The sequence below is a fragment of the Citrobacter sp. Ce104 genome (assembly GCF_030334595.1).
GTDB lineage: Bacteria > Pseudomonadota > Gammaproteobacteria > Enterobacterales > Enterobacteriaceae > Citrobacter > Citrobacter europaeus.
Window position 1 is genome coordinate 855,569 of record NZ_JAOWDP010000068.1, and the last position, 24,016, is coordinate 879,584.

32 protein-coding genes, 1 pseudogene and 1 other annotated feature are annotated in these 24,016 nt (G+C 50.7%); of the genes and pseudogenes, 12 read left to right on the forward strand and 21 right to left on the reverse strand.

Annotated features, from left to right (window positions below; all coding sequences use genetic code 11):
* Window positions 1–42: 42 nt before the first annotated feature.
* A complete protein-coding gene (ugd, locus tag OGW16_RS22410) occupies window positions 43–1,209 on the forward strand; it encodes a UDP-glucose 6-dehydrogenase (protein ID WP_286518905.1) in 1,167 nt (388 codons plus the stop codon).
* Between the two features lie 46 nt (window positions 1,210–1,255).
* On the opposite strand, the gene hisIE is transcribed toward ugd, so the two are convergent.
* The 9 genes from hisIE to hisL all read right to left on the reverse strand — a co-directional run bounded on the left by hisIE (window position 1,256) and on the right by hisL (window position 8,486).
* On the reverse strand, window positions 1,256–1,867 hold the full coding sequence (hisIE, locus tag OGW16_RS22415; RefSeq protein WP_075145972.1) for a bifunctional phosphoribosyl-AMP cyclohydrolase/phosphoribosyl-ATP diphosphatase HisIE: 612 nt from the start codon (window positions 1,865–1,867) through the stop codon (window positions 1,256–1,258).
* A complete protein-coding gene (hisF, locus tag OGW16_RS22420) occupies window positions 1,861–2,637 on the reverse strand; it encodes an imidazole glycerol phosphate synthase subunit HisF (RefSeq protein WP_019077116.1) in 777 nt (258 codons plus the stop codon). The genes hisIE and hisF overlap by 7 nt, the downstream gene beginning before the upstream one ends.
* The gene (hisA, locus tag OGW16_RS22425; RefSeq protein ID WP_043016852.1) at window positions 2,619–3,356 is read right to left on the reverse strand and encodes a 1-(5-phosphoribosyl)-5-[(5-phosphoribosylamino)methylideneamino]imidazole-4-carboxamide isomerase; all 738 of its coding nucleotides are present in this window, start codon (window positions 3,354–3,356) and stop codon (window positions 2,619–2,621) included. The genes hisF and hisA overlap by 19 nt, the downstream gene beginning before the upstream one ends.
* The gene (gene hisH / locus OGW16_RS22430) at window positions 3,356–3,946 is read right to left on the reverse strand and encodes an imidazole glycerol phosphate synthase subunit HisH (protein WP_043016851.1); all 591 of its coding nucleotides are present in this window, start codon (window positions 3,944–3,946) and stop codon (window positions 3,356–3,358) included. The genes hisA and hisH overlap by 1 nt, the downstream gene beginning before the upstream one ends.
* On the reverse strand, window positions 3,946–5,013 hold the full coding sequence (gene hisB / locus OGW16_RS22435; RefSeq protein ID WP_043016850.1) for a bifunctional histidinol-phosphatase/imidazoleglycerol-phosphate dehydratase HisB: 1,068 nt from the start codon (window positions 5,011–5,013) through the stop codon (window positions 3,946–3,948). Before hisB ends, hisH begins: the two co-directional genes overlap by 1 nt.
* Entirely contained in the window at window positions 5,010–6,089 is a 1,080-nt protein-coding gene (gene hisC / locus OGW16_RS22440; RefSeq protein WP_100194528.1) for a histidinol-phosphate transaminase, read from the reverse strand. Before hisC ends, hisB begins: the two co-directional genes overlap by 4 nt.
* Entirely contained in the window at window positions 6,086–7,390 is a 1,305-nt protein-coding gene (hisD, locus tag OGW16_RS22445) for a histidinol dehydrogenase (protein WP_286518908.1), read from the reverse strand. The genes hisC and hisD overlap by 4 nt, the downstream gene beginning before the upstream one ends.
* A gap of 5 nt (window positions 7,391–7,395) precedes the next feature.
* Window positions 7,396–8,295 (reverse strand): ATP phosphoribosyltransferase, encoded by a 900-nt coding sequence (hisG, locus tag OGW16_RS22450; protein WP_003030161.1) that lies wholly within the window; start codon window positions 8,293–8,295, stop codon window positions 7,396–7,398.
* Between the two features lie 45 nt (window positions 8,296–8,340).
* Window positions 8,341–8,463: a sequence feature (His leader region), on the reverse strand.
* Complete coding sequence (gene hisL, locus OGW16_RS22455) at window positions 8,439–8,486, reverse strand: his operon leader peptide (protein ID WP_100250077.1); 48 nt, start codon at window positions 8,484–8,486, stop codon at window positions 8,439–8,441. (Overlaps the previous feature by 25 nt.)
* A 174-nt stretch (window positions 8,487–8,660) precedes the next feature.
* Between hisL and OGW16_RS22460 the strand changes: the two genes are divergently transcribed.
* The 4 genes and pseudogenes from OGW16_RS22460 to plaP all read left to right on the forward strand — a co-directional run bounded on the left by OGW16_RS22460 (window position 8,661) and on the right by plaP (window position 12,088).
* Window positions 8,661–9,485 (forward strand): SDR family oxidoreductase, encoded by an 825-nt coding sequence (locus tag OGW16_RS22460; RefSeq protein ID WP_286518911.1) that lies wholly within the window; start codon window positions 8,661–8,663, stop codon window positions 9,483–9,485.
* Window positions 9,486–9,525: 40 nt separating this feature from the next.
* Window positions 9,526–10,510, forward strand: a pseudogene (locus OGW16_RS22465) (LysR substrate-binding domain-containing protein).
* Window positions 10,511–10,674: 164 nt separating this feature from the next.
* A complete protein-coding gene (gene yoeI, locus OGW16_RS26405; protein ID WP_100194947.1) occupies window positions 10,675–10,737 on the forward strand; it encodes a membrane protein YoeI in 63 nt (20 codons plus the stop codon).
* On the forward strand, window positions 10,727–12,088 hold the full coding sequence (gene plaP, locus OGW16_RS22470) for a putrescine/proton symporter PlaP (protein WP_016153551.1): 1,362 nt from the start codon (window positions 10,727–10,729) through the stop codon (window positions 12,086–12,088). The genes yoeI and plaP overlap by 11 nt, the downstream gene beginning before the upstream one ends.
* A gap of 60 nt (window positions 12,089–12,148) precedes the next feature.
* On the opposite strand, the gene sbcB is transcribed toward plaP, so the two are convergent.
* Window positions 12,149–13,579 (reverse strand): exodeoxyribonuclease I, encoded by a 1,431-nt coding sequence (gene sbcB, locus OGW16_RS22475; RefSeq protein WP_286518913.1) that lies wholly within the window; start codon window positions 13,577–13,579, stop codon window positions 12,149–12,151.
* 175 nt (window positions 13,580–13,754) lie between these two features.
* Between sbcB and OGW16_RS22480 the strand changes: the two genes are divergently transcribed.
* On the forward strand, window positions 13,755–14,936 hold the full coding sequence (locus OGW16_RS22480) for a tyrosine-type recombinase/integrase (protein WP_239043399.1): 1,182 nt from the start codon (window positions 13,755–13,757) through the stop codon (window positions 14,934–14,936).
* Here the strand turns inward: OGW16_RS22480 and OGW16_RS22485 are convergent.
* The 11 genes from OGW16_RS22485 to OGW16_RS22535 form a co-directional block, all read right to left on the reverse strand.
* Window positions 14,917–15,108, reverse strand: coding sequence for a helix-turn-helix transcriptional regulator (locus OGW16_RS22485; RefSeq protein WP_061549023.1), 192 nt, complete (start codon window positions 15,106–15,108; stop codon window positions 14,917–14,919). The genes OGW16_RS22480 and OGW16_RS22485 overlap by 20 nt on opposite strands.
* A gap of 146 nt (window positions 15,109–15,254) precedes the next feature.
* The gene (locus OGW16_RS22490; RefSeq protein ID WP_251119773.1) at window positions 15,255–15,620 is read right to left on the reverse strand and encodes a hypothetical protein; all 366 of its coding nucleotides are present in this window, start codon (window positions 15,618–15,620) and stop codon (window positions 15,255–15,257) included.
* Window positions 15,621–15,720: 100 nt separating this feature from the next.
* Window positions 15,721–15,945 (reverse strand): hypothetical protein, encoded by a 225-nt coding sequence (locus OGW16_RS22495; protein WP_109017438.1) that lies wholly within the window; start codon window positions 15,943–15,945, stop codon window positions 15,721–15,723.
* Complete coding sequence (locus OGW16_RS26490; protein WP_437124552.1) at window positions 15,942–16,169, reverse strand: ParE family toxin-like protein; 228 nt, start codon at window positions 16,167–16,169, stop codon at window positions 15,942–15,944. The genes OGW16_RS22495 and OGW16_RS26490 overlap by 4 nt, the downstream gene beginning before the upstream one ends.
* Window positions 16,135–16,347, reverse strand: a complete 213-nt coding sequence (locus tag OGW16_RS22505; RefSeq protein ID WP_080859101.1) for a hypothetical protein — start codon at window positions 16,345–16,347, stop codon at window positions 16,135–16,137. The genes OGW16_RS26490 and OGW16_RS22505 overlap by 35 nt, the downstream gene beginning before the upstream one ends.
* Window positions 16,340–16,702 (reverse strand): hypothetical protein, encoded by a 363-nt coding sequence (locus OGW16_RS22510; RefSeq protein WP_137382969.1) that lies wholly within the window; start codon window positions 16,700–16,702, stop codon window positions 16,340–16,342. The genes OGW16_RS22505 and OGW16_RS22510 overlap by 8 nt, the downstream gene beginning before the upstream one ends.
* Window positions 16,695–16,886, reverse strand: coding sequence for a hypothetical protein (locus OGW16_RS22515; RefSeq protein ID WP_286454095.1), 192 nt, complete (start codon window positions 16,884–16,886; stop codon window positions 16,695–16,697). Before OGW16_RS22515 ends, OGW16_RS22510 begins: the two co-directional genes overlap by 8 nt.
* A gap of 107 nt (window positions 16,887–16,993) precedes the next feature.
* Entirely contained in the window at window positions 16,994–17,380 is a 387-nt protein-coding gene (locus OGW16_RS22520; RefSeq protein WP_193156936.1) for a S24 family peptidase, read from the reverse strand.
* A 60-nt stretch (window positions 17,381–17,440) separates the two neighbouring features.
* Window positions 17,441–17,659: a hypothetical protein gene (locus tag OGW16_RS22525; protein WP_286518916.1), complete on the reverse strand. Its 219-nt coding sequence runs from the start codon at window positions 17,657–17,659 to the stop codon at window positions 17,441–17,443.
* Window positions 17,656–17,871, reverse strand: a complete 216-nt coding sequence (locus OGW16_RS22530; RefSeq protein ID WP_047343663.1) for a hypothetical protein — start codon at window positions 17,869–17,871, stop codon at window positions 17,656–17,658. Before OGW16_RS22530 ends, OGW16_RS22525 begins: the two co-directional genes overlap by 4 nt.
* Window positions 17,872–18,041: 170 nt before the next feature.
* On the reverse strand, window positions 18,042–18,710 hold the full coding sequence (locus OGW16_RS22535) for a LexA family protein (RefSeq protein WP_048214552.1): 669 nt from the start codon (window positions 18,708–18,710) through the stop codon (window positions 18,042–18,044).
* Window positions 18,711–18,808: 98 nt separating this feature from the next.
* Here OGW16_RS22535 and OGW16_RS22540 point away from each other — a divergent pair, with 98 nt between their 5' ends.
* From OGW16_RS22540 to OGW16_RS22565, 6 genes are all read left to right on the forward strand, one after another.
* Window positions 18,809–19,033 (forward strand): helix-turn-helix transcriptional regulator, encoded by a 225-nt coding sequence (locus tag OGW16_RS22540; protein ID WP_032625779.1) that lies wholly within the window; start codon window positions 18,809–18,811, stop codon window positions 19,031–19,033.
* On the forward strand, window positions 19,005–19,307 hold the full coding sequence (locus tag OGW16_RS22545; RefSeq protein ID WP_286518918.1) for a hypothetical protein: 303 nt from the start codon (window positions 19,005–19,007) through the stop codon (window positions 19,305–19,307). The genes OGW16_RS22540 and OGW16_RS22545 overlap by 29 nt, the downstream gene beginning before the upstream one ends.
* Window positions 19,308–19,735: 428 nt before the next feature.
* Window positions 19,736–21,352, forward strand: a complete 1,617-nt coding sequence (locus OGW16_RS22550) for a DEAD/DEAH box helicase (protein ID WP_286454098.1) — start codon at window positions 19,736–19,738, stop codon at window positions 21,350–21,352.
* Window positions 21,349–22,317, forward strand: a complete 969-nt coding sequence (locus OGW16_RS22555; protein ID WP_286454099.1) for a toprim domain-containing protein — start codon at window positions 21,349–21,351, stop codon at window positions 22,315–22,317. The genes OGW16_RS22550 and OGW16_RS22555 overlap by 4 nt, the downstream gene beginning before the upstream one ends.
* Window positions 22,317–23,177 (forward strand): helix-turn-helix domain-containing protein, encoded by an 861-nt coding sequence (locus OGW16_RS22560; protein WP_286518920.1) that lies wholly within the window; start codon window positions 22,317–22,319, stop codon window positions 23,175–23,177. Before OGW16_RS22555 ends, OGW16_RS22560 begins: the two co-directional genes overlap by 1 nt.
* A complete protein-coding gene (locus OGW16_RS22565) occupies window positions 23,174–23,956 on the forward strand; it encodes an antitermination protein (RefSeq protein ID WP_124020986.1) in 783 nt (260 codons plus the stop codon). Before OGW16_RS22560 ends, OGW16_RS22565 begins: the two co-directional genes overlap by 4 nt.
* The last annotated feature ends 60 nt before the right edge of the window (window positions 23,957–24,016 follow it).

The window sequence follows — 24,016 nt, forward strand, 5'->3', positions numbered from 1 at the left end:
CGACATCATGATTAAATATTAAGATAATACTGAGAGCATGAAATGAAAATCACCATTTCTGGTACCGGATATGTTGGCCTGTCAAATGGTCTTCTTATCGCCCAACATCATCAGGTCATTGCTCTGGACATAGTTCCTTCCCGTGTCGAGATGCTAAATAATCGGATATCTCCGATAGTTGATCATGAAATAGAACAGTATCTGCAATCAAAAGATATAACATTCAAAGCTACACTGGATAAGTACGAAGCTTATCAGAGCGCAGACTTTGTCATTATTGCTACCCCAACAGATTACGATCCCAAAACTAATTATTTCGATACTAGCAGCGTCGAGTCAGTTATACAGGATGTTATTAAAATAAATCCAGATGCTGTAATGGTGATAAAATCGACGGTTCCCGTCGGTTTTACTCAATCGATGCGTCAAAAGTATAGCTCAGATAATATCATCTTTTCCCCAGAATTCCTGCGAGAGGGTAAAGCGCTATATGACAATTTGCACCCTTCACGCATTGTCATTGGTGAACGATCTTCTCGCGCAGAAACGTTTGCTGGCCTGTTACAAGAAGGGGCATTAAAGAAAGATATTCCGACCCTATTTACGGACTCAACCGAAGCTGAAGCTATCAAGCTCTTTGCAAATACCTACCTGGCTATGCGCGTAGCCTATTTTAACGAACTTGATAGCTATGCAGAAAGTTTAGGGCTCAATGCGCGACAGATCATAGAAGGTGTCTGTCTGGACCCGCGTATTGGTAACCATTACAACAATCCCTCTTTCGGTTACGGTGGATACTGTCTGCCAAAAGACACGAAGCAATTACTCGCCAACTATCAGTCTGTACCCAATAATATTATTTCAGCAATCGTTGATGCTAACCGGACGCGAAAAGACTTTATTGCTGATGCAATTATTTCACGAAAGCCAAAGGTCGTCGGTATTTATCGACTGATCATGAAAAGTGGCTCAGATAATTTTAGAGCATCGTCTATACAGGGTATTATGAAGCGTATCAAAGCGAAGGGTATCCCTGTCATAATCTATGAACCTGTATTGCCAGAGGATAGTTTTTTTAATTCGCGGGTTGAACGTGATCTGACTAAATTTAAAAGCGAGTCCGATGTTATCATCTCTAACCGGATGGCCGAAGAACTGCTGGATGTAGCCGATAAAGTTTATACCAGAGATTTATTCGGAAATGATTAAACTATCAATAAAATAAAGATACCGGCATAGTGCCGGTATCTGTCTATTATTGATGTCTTTTGCGTAAATTCTCAATCACCGTCGTCAGGTCGAGTTCCTGATCCTGCAGCAGCACCAGCAGGTGATACATCAGGTCAGAGGCTTCATTCGTTAACTCGAAACGATCGTTCACGGTTGCGGCCAGTGCGGTTTCTACGCCTTCCTCGCCCACTTTCTGGGCAATGCGTTTAGTGCCGCTGGCATACAGCTTCGCGGTGTAGGAACTTGCGGGATCTGCGGTTTTACGTTCGGCAAGCAGTTGCTCGAGTTGATACAGGAACAGCCACTGGTGGCTGGCGTCGCCAAAGCAGCTTGAGGTGCCTTTATGGCAGGTCGGGCCAATCGGGTTAACCAGCACCAGCAGGGTGTCGTTGTCGCAGTCAGGTGCAATGCTCACCACATTAAGAAAGTTGCCAGAGGTTTCACCTTTGGTCCACAGGCGTTGCTTGGTCCGCGAGAAAAAGGTCACTTTGCCGCTTTCGAGCGTTGTATCCAGCGCCTCCGGGTTCATATAACCCAGCATCAAGACTTCACCGGAAACCGCATGCTGCACGATGACTGGCATCAGTCCGTCGGTTTTTTCCCAGTCCAGCTCGCGGCATTGTTGTTTCGTTAACATATCCTGATCTCCACGCCCTGTGTTGCCAGGTACGCTTTTAATTCGCCAATATTGATAATTTGCTTGTGAAAGACGGAGGCGGCAAGCGCGCCGTCCACGTCGGCGTCCCGGAAAGCTTCCAGGAAATGTTCCATAGTGCCCGCGCCGCCAGAGGCAATTAGCGGTACATGGCAAACGTCGCGCACTTTTTTCAATTGCTCCAGGTCATAACCGTTACGTACGCCGTCCTGGTTCATCATGTTCAGTACGATTTCGCCTGCGCCGCGTTTTTGGACTTCCTGTACCCAGTCCAGCGTTTCCCACTGCGTGACGCGGGTACGGCTTTCATCCCCGGTATACTGATTCACATGATATTTGCCGGTTTCGGCGTCATACCAGGTATCAATGCCCACCACGATGCACTGCACGCCGAAGCGGTCCGCCAGACGAGTGATAAGCTCCGGTTCGGCCAGCGCCGGGGAGTTGATGGAGATTTTGTCCGCCCCGAAGGAGAGGATACGTGCCGCATCGTCGATGGATTTAATGCCACCGGCAACACAGAATGGGATATCGATCACTTCCGCTACGCGTGATACCCAGCTTTTATCCACTACGCGGCCATCGCTGGACGCGGTGATATCGTAGAACACCAGTTCATCTGCGCCTTCATCGGCATAGCGTTTTGCCAGCGGGACAATGTCGCCAATAATCTCGTGATTACGGAACTGGACGCCTTTTACCACCTGACCATCACGGACGTCCAGACAAGGAATTATGCGTTTTGCCAGCATTGAATGGCCTCCTCAACGGTGAACTTTCCTTCCAGCAGGGCTCGTCCGACAATCACGCCGCGAACTCCGGTCCCGCGCAGGGCTGCTACATCCTCAATTCCGCCAATGCCGCCAGATGACTGAAACGCGACCTGCGGGTATTTGGCGCACACTTCTTCATAAAGCGCGACGTTCGAGCCTGCCAGCGTACCATCGCGAGAGATATCGGTGCACAGCACGTGCTTCAGGCCGACGGGTAAATAGGTCTCAACCAGTTCTTCCAGTGAAACCCCGGAATCTTCCTGCCAGCCGCTAACCGCTACCTGTTTATTGCCGCGCTCGTCAATACGAACGTCCAGCGCCAGCACCAGCGCGTCGGCGCCAAAACGGGTAAACCAACTCTTGACTTCCTCGGGGGATTTTACCGCCGTCGAGCCCACCACCACGCGCGCCACACCTGCGTCAAGAAGCGCCGCAACGTCCGCTTCCGTACGCACGCCACCGCCAACCTGAACCGGAACATTGACGCCAGCGACCAGCGTTTTAATCAGTGGGATCTGGCGCTGCGCCGGATCTTTCGCGCCGGTTAAATCTACCAGGTGCAGTACCTCTGCGCCCTGGGCTGCATAATCCTGCAAACGGGGAAGAGGATCGTTGCCGTAATCACGTTGCTTAGCGTAATCGCCCTGATGAAGACGCACCACCGTGCCGTCGATTAAATCTAATGCCGGAATAATCATTACATCTCCAGAAAGTTTTTCAGCAACTGCGCCCCAGCCGCGCCCGAACGTTCCGGGTGAAACTGCACGCCAAAGAAATTGTCCTTTTGTACTGCCGCGGTAAACGGTTCGCCGTAATTGCACTGGGCGATGGTCCACGGGTTTACCGGCATAGCGTAGCTGTGTACAAAGTAGAAATACGCGCCATCTTCAATGCCCTGGAACAGACGATTTCCCGCCTGCGGATAGATGCGATTCCAGCCCATATGCGGCAGAGGCAGACCGAAATCGGTCATCTTCGGAACGTCCTGCTCAATAATGCCCAGCAGGGAAACACCGTTACTCTCTTCGCTACGACGGCCAAGCAGTTGCATGCCTAAGCAAATCCCCAGTACCGGTTGCGTACAGGCTTTAATCAGTTCAATCAGATCGCGCTCGTGCAACTGGTCCATAGCCGCCTGGGCGGTACCGACGCCTGGCAGAAACAGTTTATCGGCACGCAGCACTACGTCCGGGTCACGGCTAACAACTGGGTCGTATCCATGGCGTGCGACGGCGGATTTTACCGAGTGCAGGTTGGCGCAACCGGTATCAAGGATCACCACGTTCATTACAGCACTCCTTTTGAGGAGGGCAGCGTGTCGCCTTCTACACGAATCGCCTGACGCAGCGTACGACCAAAGGCTTTAAACAGGCTCTCCACACGGTGGTGGTCATTTTTCCCTTTGGTTTTCAGGTGTAAGGTGACGCCCATGGTATAGGAGAGCGAACGGAAGAAGTGTTCAATCATCTCCGTGCTCAGATCGCCCACGCGCTGGTAGGTAAATTCTGCGCGATATTCCAGGTGCGGACGCCCGGAGATATCCAGCGCGCAACGTGCCAGACACTCGTCCATCGGCAGCACAAAACCAAAACGGTTGATGCCACGTTTATCGCCTAATGCCAGCTTTAAGGCTTCACCCAGCGCCAGACCGGTATCTTCAACGGTGTGGTGATCGTCTATATACAGATCGCCCTTGACGGCAATCTCCATGCGAAAACCGCCGTGGGTGGCGATTTGATCCAGCATGTGGTCAAAGAAGCCAACGCCGGTATTAATTTTGCTACTGCCTTCGCGGTCAAGCCAGACCTTGACGTCAATCTGCGTTTCTTTGGTATTACGCTCAACGTGCGCGTAGCGGTCACGTTTGGTCAGTTGCTCGCCGATCATCGGCCAGTTCAGGGTATCGCGGTGATAGCGTAATCCGCTAATGCCCATATTTTCAGCGAGCTGAATATCGGTCGCCCGGTCGCCAATGACGTAGCTGTTTGCCACATCCATAGCCTGCTCAACCAGATACTGCTCAACCAGCTTCACTTTTGGCTTACGGCAATCGCACTCGTCCGCTGGCAGGTGCGGGCAGATCAGTACCTCATCAAACGCAACGCCCTGAGAGGTGAAGATTTGCATCATCAGGTTATGCGGACCGTCAAAATCAACCTGCGGGAAGCTCTGCGTACCGAGTCCATCCTGGTTAGTAATCATTACCAGCTTAAAGCCCGCCTTTTGCAGTTTCAGCAAAACGGGAACGACTTCCGGCTCGAAGGCGAGTTTGTCAAAGCGATCGACCTGATAGTCACTTGGCGGTTCGGAAATCAGGGTTCCATCACGGTCAATAAAAAGATACTTCTGGCTCATACTTGCTCCGCACGTAAGGCGTCAATGACGCGCTGGCTCTCTTCACGGGTTCCGACAGTAATTCGCAGGCAGCCGCTTAACGAAGGTTGTTTATTCTGATCTCGTAAGATAATGCCCTGATCCCACAAAGATTTAAATACGCTGCTTGATGCGGTGAAGCGCGCCAGAACATAGTTGGTTTCAGAGTTGAAAACCTGTTCTACACAGCGAATTTCTTTTAGGTTCTCCACCAGATACTGACGCTCTTGCAGGATCTGCTCTACGCGTTGGCGCATGGCGGAAATCCCTTGCGGCGTCAGCGCCTGGGCGGCGATATCCGCCACCGGCGTAGAGAGCGGGTAGGGAGCAATCACCTTTAACAGCAGATTGATAACCTCTTCATTCGCCAGCGTAAAGCCGCAGCGTAAACCGGCGAGAGCAAACGCTTTGGACAGCGTGCGTAATATCGCCAGATGCGGATATTCAGAAAGCCAGCCTGCCAGCGTGGCCTGCGGACAGAACTCAATATAGGCCTCATCAGCGACCACAATGGCTTTACCCTGCGTCATTTCGAGCAGTGCGCGCAGGTCTTGTGGGTTAATCAGCTGGCCGGTTGGGTTGTTGGGGCTGCATACGTAGACTACCTTCACGCCATCAAGCTTGTCCGCGATGCCCTGCAAATCCAGTTGCCAGTTATCAAGTGTCGGGACGGTGCGGCATTCAACGCCAATCGTTTCTGCGCTGACGCTGTACATGCCGTAAGTCGGCGGACAGTACAAAATTGCATCTTTACCGGGTTCACAAAATGCACGCACCAGCAGTTCGATCCCTTCATCTGCGCCGCGGCTGACCAGCACCTGTTCCGGTTTGACGCCAGCATACTGCGCGTAATTCTCAATCACCGCTTTCGGCTGGCACTCCGGGTAGCGGTTCAGCGTCTGCTGGCTTAGCTGAAACTCAACGGCGGTGGGGTACTCATTCGCGTTGAGCCAGACATCGCCGTTGCCGCCAAGACGACGGGCAGACAGATAGGGCGTTAACTCGCGAACATTCTTACGGGCTAAATCAGTGACGCTGAGAAAGTTGTCAGTGCTCATGCTTGCTCCTTCAGGGCGTTAACGCGCAGGGTGACGGCATTTTTGTGGGCGGTCAGCAGCTCAGCCGCGGCCAGGGTTTCAATGGTGGCGGCCAGCGCAGAGAAACCTTGAGGTGTTAATTCCTGTACGGTCATCCGTTTCTGGAAATCCGCCAGCCCAAGGCTTGAGCAGGTCGCGGTATAACCGTAGGTTGGCAGCACGTGGTTGGTGCCGGAAGCGTAGTCGCCTGCGGATTCCGGTGACCAGTCGCCGAGGAACACCGAACCGGCGCTGGTGATATCGTCAACCAGCTCTCGCGCGTTACGGGTCTGAATGATCAGGTGCTCCGGCCCGTAGGCGTTGGAGATTTCAACGCACTGTGCCAGATCTTTCGCTACGATTAAGCGGCTGGCAGAGAGCGCCTGACGCGCGGTGTCGGCGCGGGACAGCTCGGCGAGCTGACGTTCTACAGCTTCGGCAACGCCCTCTGCCAGCATAGCGTCTGGCGTCAGGAGGATAACCTGCGAGTCGGGGCCGTGTTCGGCCTGAGAAAGCAGATCGGAAGCGACAAAGTCTGGCGTTGCGCCGCTGTCGGCGATAACCAGCACTTCAGACGGGCCAGCAGGCATGTCGATGGCCGCGCCGTCAAGACGCTGGCTAACCTTGCGTTTGGCTTCGGTCACATACGCATTGCCTGGCCCGAAGATTTTATCGACCTTTGGAATAGATTCAGTCCCCAGCGCCAGCGCGGCAATAGCCTGCGCGCCGCCCACATTAAACACCTCTTTTACGCCACACAGCTGCGCGGCGTAGAGGATTTCATCGGCAATCGGCGGCGGTGAGCAGAGCACCACTTTTTGGCACCCGGCGATGCGCGCCGGGGTCGCCAGCATTAATACGGTAGAGAACAGCGGCGCCGATCCCCCTGGAATATACAGCCCCACGGAAGCGATAGGACGAGTCACCTGCTGGCAGCGGACACCCGGCTGGGTTTCGATGTCCACCGGCGGCAGGATTTGCGCGGTGTGGAAAGTAGCAATATTACGCACCGCCGCCTGCATGGCTTGTTTCAGTTCGTCGCTCAGGCGACTGCTGGCCTGCTGAATTTCTTCCTCGGTGACGCGCAGTGCGCCGACCTCGGTTTTATCAAACTTCGCGCTATATTCACGTAGCGCCCGGTCGCCATTATTTTTGACGTTCTCAAGGATCTCGGCCACCGTGCGGCTGATGCTTTCAGAGGCGGAAATCGCCGGGCGCATCAGCAGTTCGCGCTGCTGCTCAGGGCTACAGCTATTCCAGTCAATCAGGGTATTGAAGCTCATGGTTGTTACTCCATCATCTTCTCAATCGGCAGCACCAGAATTGAGCTGGCACCGAGCGCTTTCAGTTTTTCCATCGTTTCCCAGAACAGGGTTTCGCTGCTGACCATGTGCATGGCAACGCGCTGTTGGTCACCCGCCAGCGGCAGAATAGTCGGGCGCTCAGCGCCAGGCAGCAGAGCGATGACTTCGTCCAGACGCTCGCTCGGCGCGTGCATCATGATGTACTTAGATTCACGGGCCTGAATCACCCCCTGAATACGGGTCAGCAGTTTGTCGATCAGTTGTTGCTTGGCGTCGGCCATTTCGCCGTCGCGCTGAATCAGGCAGGCTTTAGAGCGGTAAATCACTTCCACTTCACGCAGACCGTTAGCTTCAAGCGTTGCGCCAGTTGAAACCAGATCGCAAATCGCATCAGCCAGACCCGCGCGGGGGGCGACTTCTACAGAGCCGTTTAACAGACAGGATTTAAACGATACCCCTTTTTGATCGAGATAACGTTTGAGCAGGTGCGGGTAAGAAGTCGCGATACGCTTACCGTTCAGTGCTGCCGGGCCATCCCAGGCTTCGTCGACCGGGGTTGCCAGCGAGAGACGGCAGCCGCCGAAGTCCAGGCGGCGCAGGGTAAAATAGCGAGGATCTTCACCCTGTGCCCGGCGGTTGAGCAGTTCCTCTTCGAGAACGTTTTCCCCGATGATGCCGAGATCAACGACGCCATCCATTACCAGACCAGGGATATCGTCATCACGCACGCGCAGGATATCGATTGGCATATTCTCCGCCATCGCAATCAGGCGCTGGGTGTGGAGATTAATTTTAATGCCGCAACGGGCCAGCAATTCGCGTGAATCATCGCTTAAACGGCCTGATTTCTGCATAGCTATGCGTAAACGGGTGTTATCTAACATTCTTTATTCCTCGTTATCCTGTCTGAATCAGTTTGGGTCACGCACAAAAAAAAGCCCCCGGAAGAAATCTTCCGGGGGCTTTCTCATACGCTCATGCACCGCTGGAAGATTTAAATGTCTCCCAGCACACATCGCCTGAAAGACTAGTCAGGATGATGGTGATGATGGTGTTTAAATTGAGCGCGTGTCATAAATTTTCTCGATGAATGTTTATTCATTTGATGTCTTTTAACCTAAACCACTTTAGCTACGGAAAGCAAGGGCTTTTTTTGATCATTAATTCATTTCATATTGATACTATGAATTGTCAGCCACAGTGGGCTAGCGTAGCCTTGCGTTATAGGCCAAAAGTCAGGAGAGAAGGCATGAAAAAGGTCGCAATTGTCGGTTTAGGTTGGTTAGGCATGCCGTTAGCTATGTCGCTGGCGGCGAGAGGCTGGCAGGTTACCGGCAGCAAAACCACATTGGATGGGGTGGAAGCGGCCCGCATGAGTGGTATCGAGAGCTACTCGCTGCGCCTGGAGCCTGAACTGGTCTGTGAGCCAGACGATCTCGACGCACTGATGGACGCCGATGCGTTGGTTATTACGCTACCTGCGCGCCGTAGCGGCCCGGGGGAGGCATTTTACCTGCAAGCTATGCAGGAACTGGTCGACAGTGCTCTGGCGTATCGTATCCCGCGGATTATTTTTACCAGCTCGACGTCGGTTTATGGCGATGCACAAGGCATCGTGAAAGAAGGGACGCCGCGTAACCCGGTTACGGCGAGCGGTCGCGTTCTGAAAGAACTTGAAGACTGGTTGCACAATTTACCAGGCACCTCGGTGGATATTTTGCGCCTGGCCGGGCTTGTGGGGCCGGGCAGACATCCTGGTCGCTTTTTCGCTGGCAAGACGGCGCCAGATGGTCATCATGGCGTCAATCTGGTGCATCTGGATGATGTGGTTTCTGCCATCTCGTTGCTGCTGCAAGCGCCCAAAGGGGGACACATCTATAATATATGTGCGCCTATGCATCCGGCGCGTAATGTGTTCTATCCGCAGATGGCCCGCCAGTTGGGGATGGAGCCGCCAGAATTTCTCGGCGGTGAGGATAACGGTAAAGGTAAAGTCATTGATGGCAACCGTATCTGTAATGAGCTTGGGTTTGAGTACCAGTATCCCGACCCGCTGGTGATGCCGATGGAGTGACAGGCCAGCAGAGTGTCGCTGATACCGCCAGGGGGCGAGTATGAAACCACTGCTGGATGTTCTTATCATTCTCGATGCGTTGGAAAAAGAGGGCAGTTTCGCGGCGGCGTCGGCAAAATTATTTAAGACGCCGTCGGCGCTTAGCTATACCGTCCACAAGCTGGAAAGCGATCTTAATATTCAGCTACTCGATCGCAGCGGACATCGGGCGAAGTTTACCCGCACCGGTCAGATGCTGCTGGAAAAGGGGCGGGAGGTGCTGCACACCGTCCGCGAACTTGAAAAGCAGGCGATTAAACTTCACGAAGGCTGGGAGAATGAACTGGTTATTGGCGTAGATGATACGTTTCCCTTTTCGCTGCTGGCCCCACTCATCGAATCTTTCTATCAACACCACAGTGTGACGCGCCTGAAATTTATTAATGGCGTTCTGGGCGGCTCATGGGATGCCCTCACTCAGGGACGGGCGGATATTATCGTCGGCGCCATGCATGAACCGCCTGCCGCGAGCGAATTTGGCTTTGCGCGGCTGGGGGTTCTGGAACAGGTGTTTGTGGTTGCGCCGCATCACCCGCTGGCACAGGAACAGGAGCCGTTAAGTCGTCGCACCATTCGGAGTTTTCGCGCCATTGTGGTGGGCGACAATGCGCAGCATGCCAGCGCCTCAGGTTCTCAGGTGCTTGACGATCAGGAAGCGATTACCGTTTTTGACTTCAAAACCAAGCTGGAACTGCAAATCAGCGGTCTGGGATGTGGCTATATTCCGCGCTACCTGGCGCAGCGATTTCTGGAGAGCGGCGCGCTGATTGAGAAAAAAGTGGTCGCGCAAATTGTCTTTGAACCTGTGTGGATAGGCTGGAATGAACAGACCGCCGGGCTAGCCAGTGCCTGGTGGCGGGATGAGATTTTAGCAAATAGTGCTATTGCGGGGGTGTACGTTAAAACGGCTGCTGATAAATCAATCAGTTAAGAAAAAATATTCTTTTACAGCTGCTTCAATCTCTTGTTATTTCTCTCCAAATTAGTGCAAAATACGCCGCTTGCAAAAAATGACATTAACCGACGTTTTCATACGCGTCGGTTATTTTTTTTTGCATCAAACCAATCATTCATTAAAGAGGCCGGGCTTCGTACCGGATAGATACTTACTTAAAAATCGACAGTTGTTGTCGCTGAGGATTAACAAAAAATGGGGCAATTTTTTGCTTACGCGACGGTTTTCACCGTAATGGGGGATAACCATGTCGCATAACGCTACTCCAAACACCTCTCGCGTGGAATTACGTAAAACGCTTACGCTGGTTCCGGTTGTCATGATGGGCCTTGCCTATATGCAGCCGATGACGCTGTTCGATACATTCGGTATCGTATCAGGAATGACCGATGGTCACGTCCCGACAGCTTACGCCTTTGCACTGATTGCCATCCTCTTTACCGCACTGAGCTACGGTAAACTGGTGCGTCGCTATCCGTCTGCAGGCTCTGCCTACACTTACGCCCAGAAATCCATTAGCCCGACCGTTGGCTTTATGGTGGGTTGGTCATCACTGCTGGACTACCTGTTCGCGCCGATGATTAACATTCTGTTGGCGAAAATTTATTTTGAAGCGCTGGTGCCCTCGATTCCATCGTGGATATTCGTGGTGGCGCTGGTGGCCTTTATGACCGCCTTTAACCTGCGCAGCCTGAAATCTGTTGCGAATTTCAACACCGTCATCGTGTTGTTGCAGGTGGTACTGATTGCAGTGATCCTCGGCATGGTCGTTTATGGCGTGTTCGAAGGGGAAGGTGCCGGTACGCTGGCGAGTAGCCGTCCGTTCTGGTCTGGTGATGCGCATGTGATCCCGATGATCACGGGGGCCACCATCCTGTGCTTCTCGTTCACCGGTTTTGACGGTATCAGCAACCTGTCTGAAGAAACCAAAGACGCTGAACGTGTGATCCCGCGTGCGATTTTCCTGACCGCGCTGATTGGTGGCCTGATCTTTATCGTCTCCACCTATCTGTTGCAGTTGTACTTCCCGGATATCTCGCGCTTCAAGGATCCAGACGCTTCGCAGCCGGAAATCATGCTGTATGTCGCTGGGAAATTCTTCCAGGTTGGCGCGCTGATTTTCTCTACCATTACCGTACTGGCGTCCGGTATGGCGGCGCATGCAGGCGTAGCGCGTCTGATGTACGTGATGGGCCGTGACGGCGTATTCCCGAAAAGTTTCTTCGGTTACGTACACCCGAAATGGCGTACTCCGTCCATGAACATCATTCTGGTTGGTGCGATTGCTCTGCTGGCAATCAACTTCGACCTGGTGATGGCGACGGCGCTGATTAACTTCGGTGCGCTGGTGGCGTTTACCTTCGTTAACCTGTCGGTAATCTCCCAGTTCTGGATCCGTGAGAAGCGTAACAAAACGCTGAAAGACCACTTCCAGTACCTGTTCCTGCCAATGTGCGGTGCGCTGACCGTTGGCGCGCTGTGGGTGAACCTGGAAGAGAGCTCAATGGTTCTGGGCCTGATCTGGGCTGCTATTGGCCTGATCTACCTGGCTTGCGTGACCAAAAGCTTCCGTAATCCGGTACCGCAGTACGACGAAGATATCGCGTAATAACGGCATTTAGCTGAAAAAAAAACGGAGACATGTTCTCCGTTTTTTTATACGTGGGATTTATACAATCTCTTGCGCATACTGCCAGAGTGATTTCAGCAGCATCAGCTTTTCTTTGTTGTCCGCATATTGCTGACTCAGCATCTGTAATTCATTGGCATAATTTTGCAAAAACTCCGGCGTGAATACCTGACGACGATGGTCCAGCCAGCGTTGTTGTTCGGCTTCATCCAGCGTTCCGGGGAAGTTACGCGCGCGGTAATTAAACAGCAGTTTTTCAATGCGTTTATCGACAAAGGAGATATCCAGCGCCGGTAAATTGCGCGGTTCGGTTTCCAGAACGATTTTCATCGCGGCGCGGTCGGCATCGCTGAAAAAGCCGTTGTACAACTGGGCGTCTACGTTATCAGATGACACAAAGGGTTGTGCATCGGCGAAGATAGCCACGACTTTGTCGCGTACCTGAGGGTTTTCGCGCAGAACCTTGAGATTGTCCAGGCATTGCTGGCGGTTAATGCCAAGACGATCGGCATCTTCCGGGCGCAGAGTGTTCGCTTGTGCCAGGACCGGACATTTGTTGATGTGCACCAGTTTGACCGGTACAGCGGGGTTATCTCCCAGATCTGCCTTAGCGGTGTAGAGCCGCTCACGCAGCGCGTCGCTGTCCAGCTCGAGCAGCGGCGAAATATCACCGGCTAAGTCGACCATAATCACCGCGTTGCGATTCTCCGGGTGCCAGGCCAATGGTGCCACCCAACTGGTGTTACCGCGCCACGCGCCAAACATACCCGAAACATGAACCAACGGCTTCATTTGCGGGACATCAATCAGCGCGGCCAGCTTGTGCTTATTACGATGGCTGTAGAGATAATCAAACAGGCGCGGCTGGCGCGACTTCACTAACTGTGCCATCGCGATCGTGGCGTACACGTCGGCCATCGCATCGTGGGCATTGGCGTGTTCAATACCGTTGGCTTTGGTCAAATGCTCCAGGCGAAAACTGGGTAAGCCGTCGTCGTTTTCCGGCCAGTTAATGCCTTCAGGACGCAGGGCATAGCAGGCGCGCATCACATCCAGTAGATCCCAGCGTGAATTATCGTTCTGCCAGCTCCAGGCATAGGGATCGTAGAAATTGCGATACAGAATGTTGCGCGTCACCTCATCATCGAAGCGCACGTTGTTATAGCCCAGGATACAGGTTTTCGGCACGGTGAACAGGGCGTGGATGCGCGCAGCAAAAGCGGCTTCATTCTCTCCCTTTTCACGTGCTTCCTGCGGGGTGATTCCGGTTATCAGCACCGCCTCAGGCTGCGGCAGATAGTCGTCTGCGGGTTTGCAGTAAAAGACTTCAGGTTCACCGATGATGTTGAAATCGTTATCTGTGCGGATAGCCGCAAATTGCGCGGGCCTGTCCAGCGCCGGATGGGTACCAAAGGTCTCGTAATCGTGGAAGAGGAATGTGCTCTGTATGTTGTCGTTTTTAACTGTCACCTGATGTACACGCCTGATGTAATATGTATATGAAATAATTGGTTTTATGCTTTGAATATGTCGTTGATTGTCTGTTTTTGTACACGAATAGATATTGTTGTTAAGATTGGTACATGCGATATTGAGTACATAGTAAGTACATAAACATCAAAATCATTGAGTACAAAATACTAAAATGGCTATCAGCGACACTAAGCTACGTTCTATCTATGGTAAACCATATTCTGGTCCATCTGAAATTACTGATTCTGATGGCCTGGGCATCCGCATCACGCCAAGGGGGGTGATTAGCTTCCAGTTTCGTTTTCGATGGGATGGAAAGCAGCACCGTCTTGGCTTGGGGCGGTATCCAGCAATTACTCTACGTGATGCACGTAACATGGTCGCAGATTTAAGAGAGTCAGTCGACAAAGGTATCGATCCGCGATTAATGGCCGGTATCAATAAGTCAAAGAAAAAACCAACGGTAAAAGACTGTCTGGATTACTGGGAAGAAAACTATGTTGATACGGCGCTGAGGGAAAAAACAAAAGCTCTCTATAAGTCTACTGTTATAAAGCACATGAGTAATGCCTTTGCTGGCATGCCCATTGAAGAAATTCCGGTTCGTTTATGGGTTGAGCGTTTCACTGAAGAAGAAAGAATAAACCCTCGCCGTGCTCGTCAGTTGCTGGTACAACTTAGATCTGCGATTGGCTGGTGTACGCGGCGACAATTTATAAGTACAACCGAATTGATGTTGCTGCAACCAAAGGATGTTGGCGTCAAATCTTCGGTCGGTGAAGTGACTCTCAGTTATAACCAGTTGGCTAAGATATGGTTGGCTATAGAACGAAGCAGGGCATCAACATCAAACAGATTATTTCATCAGTTACTGATGCTCTACGGTGCTAGGAACAGTGAACTTCGCCTGGCTGTAAAGGGGGAGTTTGATCGTGAGGAAGGTGTATGGACGGTACCGGCAGAGAAAAGTAAAACGAACAGGATTATCCGGCGTCCAATTTTTGACGCTGCAGATGGTTTACTGAAAAAAGCAGAAATGACGTACGGGGATATTCTTTTTCCGGGGCCAGATTTAAAAAAATCTATGACTATTTCCGGCGCAAATCGATTTCTTAGAAGGATTGAGGCGTCACTGGGGATAGGGGAGTTTACCGCACATGATTTCAGAAGGACCCTGGCGACCAGATTATCAGAGGAAGGGGTAGCCCCGCACGTAATTGAAAAAATGCTGGGACATGAACTGGGCGGCGTACTTTCTGTTTATAACAAGCATGAATGGATTGCTGAACAGAAAGCCGCCTATGAGCTGTATGCTGAAAAGATATTCTGGCATATCAGGAAGATTTCGGGTTAATTCCGCCGTTTAAAATCCACGCTTCCACCTCAGATTGTAAGTACTGTTTGGGGTGGGTGCGGATCGGTTTCGGAAAATTATGATGCTTGGTGTATTTCCAGATGGTCATACGAGACGAAACCCGGATCATCTTCATCACTTCTTTTTCGTCTATCATTTCAATATCACTCATACCCACCTCACACCACGCTCAGGCCACGACAGTGGCACCACACATCAAACATTCTTCTCGTTACTTCCCGACAGTAAAACCCTTCAATGTCTCGAGTAAGGTCGTAACGGTTCCCGTACCGTTGGCGCACCCATATTTCAAATGCCTTATTCAATTAACCCCCCCCCCAGCTTTTCAGTAGCCCGACGAACACAGCATTCAAAAGAGGATGGGGTAACAATCTTTTTCAACTCAGCAACCAGGTAATCGTTATGTTGCTGGTGGAGTTGCATGTTGTTCTCTTTTTCAATCTGGCGGAGAACAGCAAGGCGAGCCGTAATGATGCGACGCTTTGCTTTTACAACCCGTAAAGCGTTCTCTGCCTTTTTACGCCAAACACTCCACTCACTGCTGCTATTTGACTTAGCCAACTGATCTTCAATGCTGATCTGAGTCTCTTCAGCTATCACGAGCTGGGACAGGCAGTCGTGAATTGTGTTCATGTTTTCAGTATTGATATGCGATTTTTCCACTGTTAACCTCCGAAATTCGTCATAAATTTGTACTCAATCAACGCCCCGAAAATAGCGGCCACCAATAACAGGCCAAATAGCATAGATAGGAGGAATGACTTCATCGTGAAGCCTCCCGCTGAACAGTTTTATATGCACGTAGCATGTCGCGAGATTTACCTGATAAAGCCGTCTTCATGAAGAACATCCCACTACGGGTTGCAATGATACCTGGTGTGCAGAGCAGCGTGGCATCGACAACCCGGTTATGTTTACGGAACTCAAACACCGTACTGGTGATAACGATGTTCGCTACGGCGCCATAGTCCTGGTATTGGATTTTCATTTTCTGTCCTTCCGTTTGCTGTATCGTTCATGGCTCATCACTTCCCAGTTCTGGCCGCCGTCTCGGGACAGCAGCCGCCAGCGGCGATTAACCCGCAGGCTTAGGTTCCCGGAGCCGTGCATACGGCAGGGATGAATCCGCCTGGCTCTGAACTGGCGGAGTACATGGACCGCCTGCAGGTGTACCCACTCAGGAATTCGTATCGCTGTCAGGGTCATTGTCATTGCCTCCTGCTGGTGGGGTTACCGTGTAACCGGCTTGTTCTGCCATCCATAAAAATGTCTCTAGTGATGCTGTAACCTCGCCGTTCTGAACTGGGCGCGCGTGGATAACCTTTCCGTTCTCGATCGTCAGCACGATATTTACTGGTTCGTGCGTGATAATTGGTGTCTGATCACTCATGGCTTGTCTCCGCTGTGACTGATTTTTTCTTGGCAAACTCAACCAGCTCAGAAATGAGCTCGTCGATTAATGCCTTTCCGCTTTCTGTCAGGAATTCACCGCTGCCATTCACATCTACGGCGTTGCTGTAAATTCCTCGGATGGCTTTTACACCTTCAATATTTCCGTACTCACTGAGGATCATTTTTTCGAATCGCCTCAACAGGCCGTCAATTAGTATCTCTGTTAATTCGATAGTGTTAATTCCACCCTTAGGCATATTAATGATGATGCAGGTGCTTCCTGTTTTTCGCTGATGGCGTAATAACGCAGATTTAAGAATTCTGTGGCGATACGTATTGATTAAGTTATCCACGTCGCTTTTCCTCCGCTTCACACCAATACAATAAATTCGCCGAAGCATTAAGAGCCATACCTAGTAAAGAATTCTTTTGAGTTGTGTTTAACTCATTATTGCTTATTACTATTTCCAGAATGGTGTTAAGGTTCTCCGCCTCTAAAAGAATTTCATCTATTCCTGCCGTTTTTGGGTTCCACATTTTCTATCTCCCATATGCTTTTTTTAGGTAAAGCCGCGCGATTACCTCGTAACCGCAGGACGCATAAAGGCATGCTGTTCTATATGCCGATTTATCTATAATGAAAGTCATATGAAGTGCCTCACAGCCAAAGAAGCGACAACCCTTCCGTGGATACGCATGTCTTTTTGATCACCAGCATTAAGCGTGAAAGTTTGGTAATGGAGATTGTCAGAAATAATCTTTAATGCGCCGTTCGGCAATGGCTCTATTCGCTTAATGAACAGGCAGCTACGGCCGAAAACATCGCCCGTAAAAACATATATACCAGGTGTAAGTACGCGGCCTCCACAATCAACAAAAGCCACTACCTCACAGGGTTCGATAGTCGGCTGCATTGAATCACCTTCCATCCTGCAGCTCTTAACTCTGTTTCCAAAATCATTAATGTTGTCAGAGCCAAATAACATTTGAGGTGCTTTAATTGGCTTGTTAAAAGAAAGTGAAGTTTGCATTTCATTTCCTCAAGGTGAGTTTGGTCACACCATTTAAGGTGTTTTATTAATTGTTGGTGTTTATAGTTGTTTAATTTCGAAGTTATTTATTTGTTCGTTTACTTCTTCTAGTGTTTTTACAACCAAAGTAATTAATGCGTGTTCTCTTATTTCTTCCTCAGAGGTCATTCTTTCAAGAAGTAGCCATAATGAAGATGAACAACAAGTTATATCGTGAGCCCAACTCATGACCATCGAGCTTGTTTCATCTTTATTGAGAACTACAGTATCAGTCATCATTGTTTGTTCTCCGGCCAGTCATGCCCGATTTCGCGATTTATAACTGAAAGATTTTTCTTTAATTGGTTAATGCAAATTTGAATGAGGGCTGCTGGCTTATAGCCTGTATCTGGATCAGATTCGGCATATTCAAGCACGTTTACCACGCGATCAATATCCATAGCTAGCTTGTGGATGGGACCATTTTCAGACACCAATTGTTGAGTGCTCATCTTCTTGCTCCGTTTGCTTGTTGATGATTAAATAATACATAACGTATTAATTATCGTCAATACAAAACGGATTAATCTGATGTATTAATTTTTATCTCTATGTTTGTTAAGGTTTTTTTTGTTTGATTCGTGACGGAGGGAATAAAAAAGCCGCTTTCGCGGCTTGTGCACTATGGCAGGTTGGTTATTTTTGCATCGACCACGACGCCGATAATACGGCAATTACCGTTTATGGGAATGATCGGATATTGAGGGTTCAACGGCTTGAGGAATCGTTGGCCAGCATCGATAACCAGTTTTTTGAAAGTGGCTTCGTTGTCTCCATCAAGCTTTGCTACAACTAATTTCCCGTTGATAGGCTCCACTTGAGGATCGACCAGTATAACCATACCTTCCGGAATGCTTAGGCCGACTGGTGATGTCATTGAATCACCTCGCACGTCCAACCAAAATGAATCCTCTGAACATTCCACAGTTGTATCGTACCAACGGTCTATAGCCCGCTTATGATATGGCTCTACAGCTTCCATCCAATCCCCTGCACTTACCCAGCTAATTACAGGGTAGCTTCCTTTCGACTCGTTAATTCCGATGAATGTCACATTGTGATCGGCTCTGGAGTCACTGACCGTTCCATCAGCATTCACCACGAAACCTGGCATTTTAAGTATGTTAAAAATCTTTGCTATGACCTCCAGGTTGGGTTCGCGTCTACCGTTCAACCAATGACCTAGCCCGCCCTGGGTTATTCCTAGAGCTTCAGCTAGTTGTTCTTGAGTCATTCCGACTTCTTTCATCCTGGATTTAGCCAGGTCCTGCCATCTCTGTTTCATGTTCATGATTATTACAATCCGTATTTTTTGAACAAGTTCCATTTTGTATTATTGTTTGAAGTGTGTATAGTACGTTATGTATTATTTAGATAGGAACTATCCGAATGAGCGGAATCAAGAGCCTAAGGCTGAAAGCAAAGGTTACGCAGGGAGAATTGGCCGCATTGATTGCCAGTTCTCAGGGGGCAGTTAGCCATTACGAAACTGGTCGTCGAATCCCTGACATTGAGGTGGGTAAACGAATCGTGAGCGCTTTTAAGCAGCTCGGATATGAAACCAGTCTGGATGAGGTTTTTTCCGATGAACATACCGGAGAGCAACTTCGATAACTCAATACTGCCGGAAACCTACTCACAAGCGGATGCCGAGTGGATTAAACAACAGTTACTTAGCCTGACACCAACTGCACGACAAAAAGCTATCCAGCGTTATGCAGCTGTGTACCAGGAGACGTTCGAGGCTGAACCTGTTTCCTACCGCAAGGAGAACCGGGCAAGGCATGAAGCAAACACAAGGCTTCGCCTGTTTGTGAGAAATCAGGGCAGAGCTTTACAGGGGTATACCGCCGAACCTCCCCTGGCTGGAACGCGACAGTGCTCCTGATTGTTTCGGGTTTAAAGGTACCCGAACAGAAGCAGGCTTAAAGGTGCCTGTTCAGGTTGGCAACCAACTGACCCAACTCCTCATATGTACTAGGTAAGTAGTACGTTTTTATGGGGAAGAGGGAAAGGGGGGTAAGGGGGGATTGGGTGCAGGGGTAGGAATAGGGTCTTTTCCAACAGGAGAGATCCATTGGTTAAGTAGATCACTGTCTTAAGGGCGCAATTTAAAAAAACGCCTGTATCAGCAAGGTAGTACAAAGCGCTCAGGCGCTGAGAAACGAAAAGGGTTCTTCCTGGAAGAGTGATTTTTCAGAGGAGCTGAATCAGAAGGGAGGCTGGCAGCCTTTGGGGAGGCCACCAGCCATGTGAGAGGGAATCCATGAAAACCACATCACAGAATTATTATCTCATCAGCACGGGAGTAGCACAATGGAGCTGACGATCACGCCGAATTTTGCACAGGAACGAGCGCTAAACATGTTGCGCCGTGACTGGAAGGCAAACGACACCTTCATGGTGTACTCGCCAACCGGTAGCGGTAAAACGGGTTTGGCCGCTTTCATCGTTGCCGGGTTCGTCAGCCGTGGTATGCGTGTTCTGTTTTGTGCACCGTACACCATCCTGATTGGTCAGACAGCCAATCGCTTTGTGGAGTACGGGTTACCAGGGGATGAAATCGGTTATATCTGGGCGGATCACCCGAACTACGATCCAGCCCGTAAAATTCAGATTGCCAGCGCCGACACGCTTATTCGTCGTGTTTTTCCTGAAAATATTGATCTGCTGATTATCGACGAAGCACACCTGCGTAAAAAACGCATCCTGAAGGATATCGAGCGGCTGCGCGGCAAAGGCGTAAAGGTGATTGGCCTGTCGGGTACGCCGTTCTCTCCGTTCCTGGGCAAATACTATGACCGACTGATTAAGCCGACCACCATTGGCGAGTTAATCCAGCGTGGCGATCTGAGTAAATACGAATTTTACGCACCAACAAAGCCGGATCTGAAAGGCGTAAAAACCAAGTCTTCGCTTGAATACGGCAACGATTACAACGAAACGCAGCTGGCTGAAATTATGTGTGGCTCTACGCTGGTGGGCGACATTGTACAGAACTGGCTGGAGAATGGCCGGGATCTGCCTACCATCGCTTTCTGCGTCAACGTAGCCCACGCCAATTTCCTGACAATCCAGTTTAACCAGGCGGGTGTTAACGCTGAGGTCATGACCGCCGACACTCCAGTGGATGAGCGTCAGACCATCATTCACCGCTTTGAAACTGGTGCAACTAAAATCATCGTTAGTGTCGGCGTTCTGGTGGCCGGCTTCGATAGTGACGTTCGCTGCATCATCTACGCCAGACCAACAAAAAGCGAAATTCGCTGGCTGCAGGCGCTCGGGCGTGGCCTGCGCACTGCACCGGGTAAAGAATCCTGCCTCATCTTCGATCACAGTGGCACCGTGCACCGCCTCGGTTATCCGGATTCTATCGAGTACGACGATCTTCCCGGTAAGTCTGACGGCATGGAGGAAAGCGCACGCCGCGCAGCTGAGGAACGGGCTGAAAAACTCCCCCATGAATGTTCTCAATGCCACTACATGAAACCCGCTGGTGTGTACGTATGCCCGAAATGTGGACATAAGCCGCTGGGCGGTGAGGACGTCGATACTGACACCGGCCGAAAACTCAAAAAGTTGGGTAAAAACCAGCATCTGCCCACAAAGGCAGAGAAACAGGCCTGGTGGAGCCAGATCAAATTCTATCAGCGCCAGCGCGTATCGCAGGGGAAAAAGCCCGTTAGTGATGGCTGGTGCGCTAACACTTTTCGCGAACGTTTCGACGAGTGGCCTAACGGGCTAAGTGATTTCCCGATGGAGATCACACCGACTGTTTCGAATTTCATCCGGCACAAATTGATCGCTTATGCGAAAGGTCAGGAGAAGGCCAAACGTATGCAGGCGGCATCTGGTGCACCTGCGCCATCCTCCATTCGGCAAGCACAGAAAGTGATTAGCGATATCAAACAGCAGTTAGGAAAACGAGCATGAAGACGGCAGAAGCAGCAATTGGGCATTGGCCTACCATCTTTGAGCACTTCGGCCTTCCGCCGATCACCGGTAAAAACCACTTTAAAGGCGAATGTCCGGTATGTGGAGCGCGCGGCAAGCTACGTATTGACGACCGCGACGGTCGGGGGACGTGGATTTGTACCTGCGGCAGCGGTGACGGTATGAAGCTTGTCACACTGACACAGGGGAAGCCATTTAATGAGGTTTGCAGGGAAATAGACCACCTGATCGGTAATGATTTTCAGCGTGTAAAAATCCCGGTCAGCAGCAGTGCTACCAGCCTGCGTACAAAGGTTCTGAATAAGTTCGCGAAGCTGCAGTCGTTGCGTGGCACTTCTGGTGCTGCGTATCTCAATGCGCGCGGTATTTTCAGTCTGCCTCCTGAAGCGATTCGCTTCAACGACAAGCAGCGCCATGCAGGGAGGGTGTATCAGTCGCTTTATTCCCTCGCCACTGACGATAAAGGGGAACTGTGCTATCTGCACCAGACATTACTCGATGGCGCCAAAAAGGCAGATATTGGCACCAGTGCAAAGCGCCAAAAATCCCTGCAGGAAGATAACTATCTTGATCACGCTCGCTCAGTAGCGATCCGGATGTTCCCGGTAGCCAGCACTCTTGGTATCGCCGAAGGCATCGAAACAGCCCTCTCTGCGCACCAGATTTATAACGTAAATACCTGGGCAACCATGACGGCCAACTTCATGAAGAAATTCCGCGTTCCGGCTGGCGTTAAGCACCTCATTATTTTTGCTGACCGTGACGAGAACAGCGCTACCGGGTTGGCTGCGGCCTACGAATGCGCTCATGCCAATCTGCTGGCAAAGAATGACCTGCAGCGCGTGAGCGTGTACTGGCCGGATCACGACGACTTCAACAACATGCTCATGAACGGCGATCAGGTTCGTGAGCTGGTTTTCCACAAGAAAAAGGCGGCTGCGTAATGCGTACTGATAACAACGAACATAAAGCACTATTCACCATCCCGACGGCAGCGCACAGCTCCGCCCTCGCAAACATCAAACCTCTGCCTGAGCAACGGAGAATCACCGGGCATAAACAGACTGATGCCTATCTGTGGGTACTGGAGGTTATCCGCCTGAATGAACCGACACATCTGGACGCTGCAGAAGCTGCGCTGGAGAAAATTAGAATCACCCCAAAAGAGGCCGAGGAACGCTACTCGCGTTATCTGCTGGCGAATGGCGGCGATCCTTTCCTGGTAGCTTTCGGTACCATCGGCATGGATAACCCGACCAGGGCTATTGAGAATGCGCGTAAGAACATCAAAAAAGCTGCTGATGTGCGCGCTACGTTCGGCAGCTATGAGGCAGCGATGGAGGACGTAGAGGCCGAGCGAATTATTAAGTCCTCTGCGAAATTCATCGATGATTATGACTGGGGATGGACTCCAGAGGAACTCGAAGCCGGCCATATTGGCGGCGGTCGTATGTTTGAAATTGACGATCAGCGTCGTGATTATGTTGATGGTTATCGTGATGTTTTGCCAGAGCCCCACACTCTCTCTGATGTTGTTCGCGAATTTGTTTACTGGGACTGGCTTTATAGCGTACGCAATGCCGCAGGCAAAGAACTCGGTTATGAATTCGGTTACTCCGAGCATCATAATTCAGTCTATGACCGAGAGCATTATCTGGAAAAATTGATGACAACAATCAAACCAGTCACGCGCACAGAAGCAATGGACGTTTGCCGGTGGGTGCTGGAGAACGAGAGACTCAATGACCTAGGCGAGGTTACAAACGCCATTATCATTAATCTGGTTGGGGAGTGCGAACAATGAAGTTGGAAGCATCACTCAAACATTTCAGCCCTCAGGGAATGCATATCAGCGACGAAGTTAAAGGAACCTCTCCGGAGCGTCTCACCGGCACCGATGTTATGGCGGCCATTGGCACCACCAGCAGTCGCGCGCGTTTCGGCCTGGCTGCATTCTTCGGTAAAGCTGGGATCAGCAAGACGGATGAACAACTGGCGGCGCAGGCGCTGGCGCAGTTTGCTATCAAAAACGCCCCAAAGAATGTCCGCAAAGCCGCTGGTGATGCTCTTGGAGCATGTATGCTGACGCTGGCGCAATTTGCCTTTGCTGAGTATTCCCGTTCTGCTGCAACCAGCGTGACATGTCACTGTTGCAGCGGTAGCGGACTTATTGAGGTGAGTGAGGACGTGGTTAAGTACCCTGGACTCTACAACATCGATGGTGACGAGATTGTTACGCCAAAAATAGAACGTGAACAGGTTAAGCGTCTTTGCACCGCCTGTAACGGTAAAGGTGAGCTGTTGGCCCGATGCCGTTGCGGCGGCAAAGGTGAGGTGCTCGACCGCATCGCTACCAAGGAGCGTGGCGCACCGGTATTCAAAACGTGTGAACGTTGCTCAGGCAATGGCTTTTCTGCTGTCTCCTCTGCAACGGTACACCGCGCTATTTTGAAGCGTCTCCCGGATCTCCATCAGTCCTCATGGTCGCGTAACTGGAAGCCATTCTATGAAATGCTGATTGATGTACTGCACAAGGAGGAGAGTCGGGCATCATCAGAATTTCAGAAGGCAACCAGTAATTAATACGATCGGAACAAATGGCGACAAATTTTCGCATGATGGTGTTGACTTTGCATAAAACCG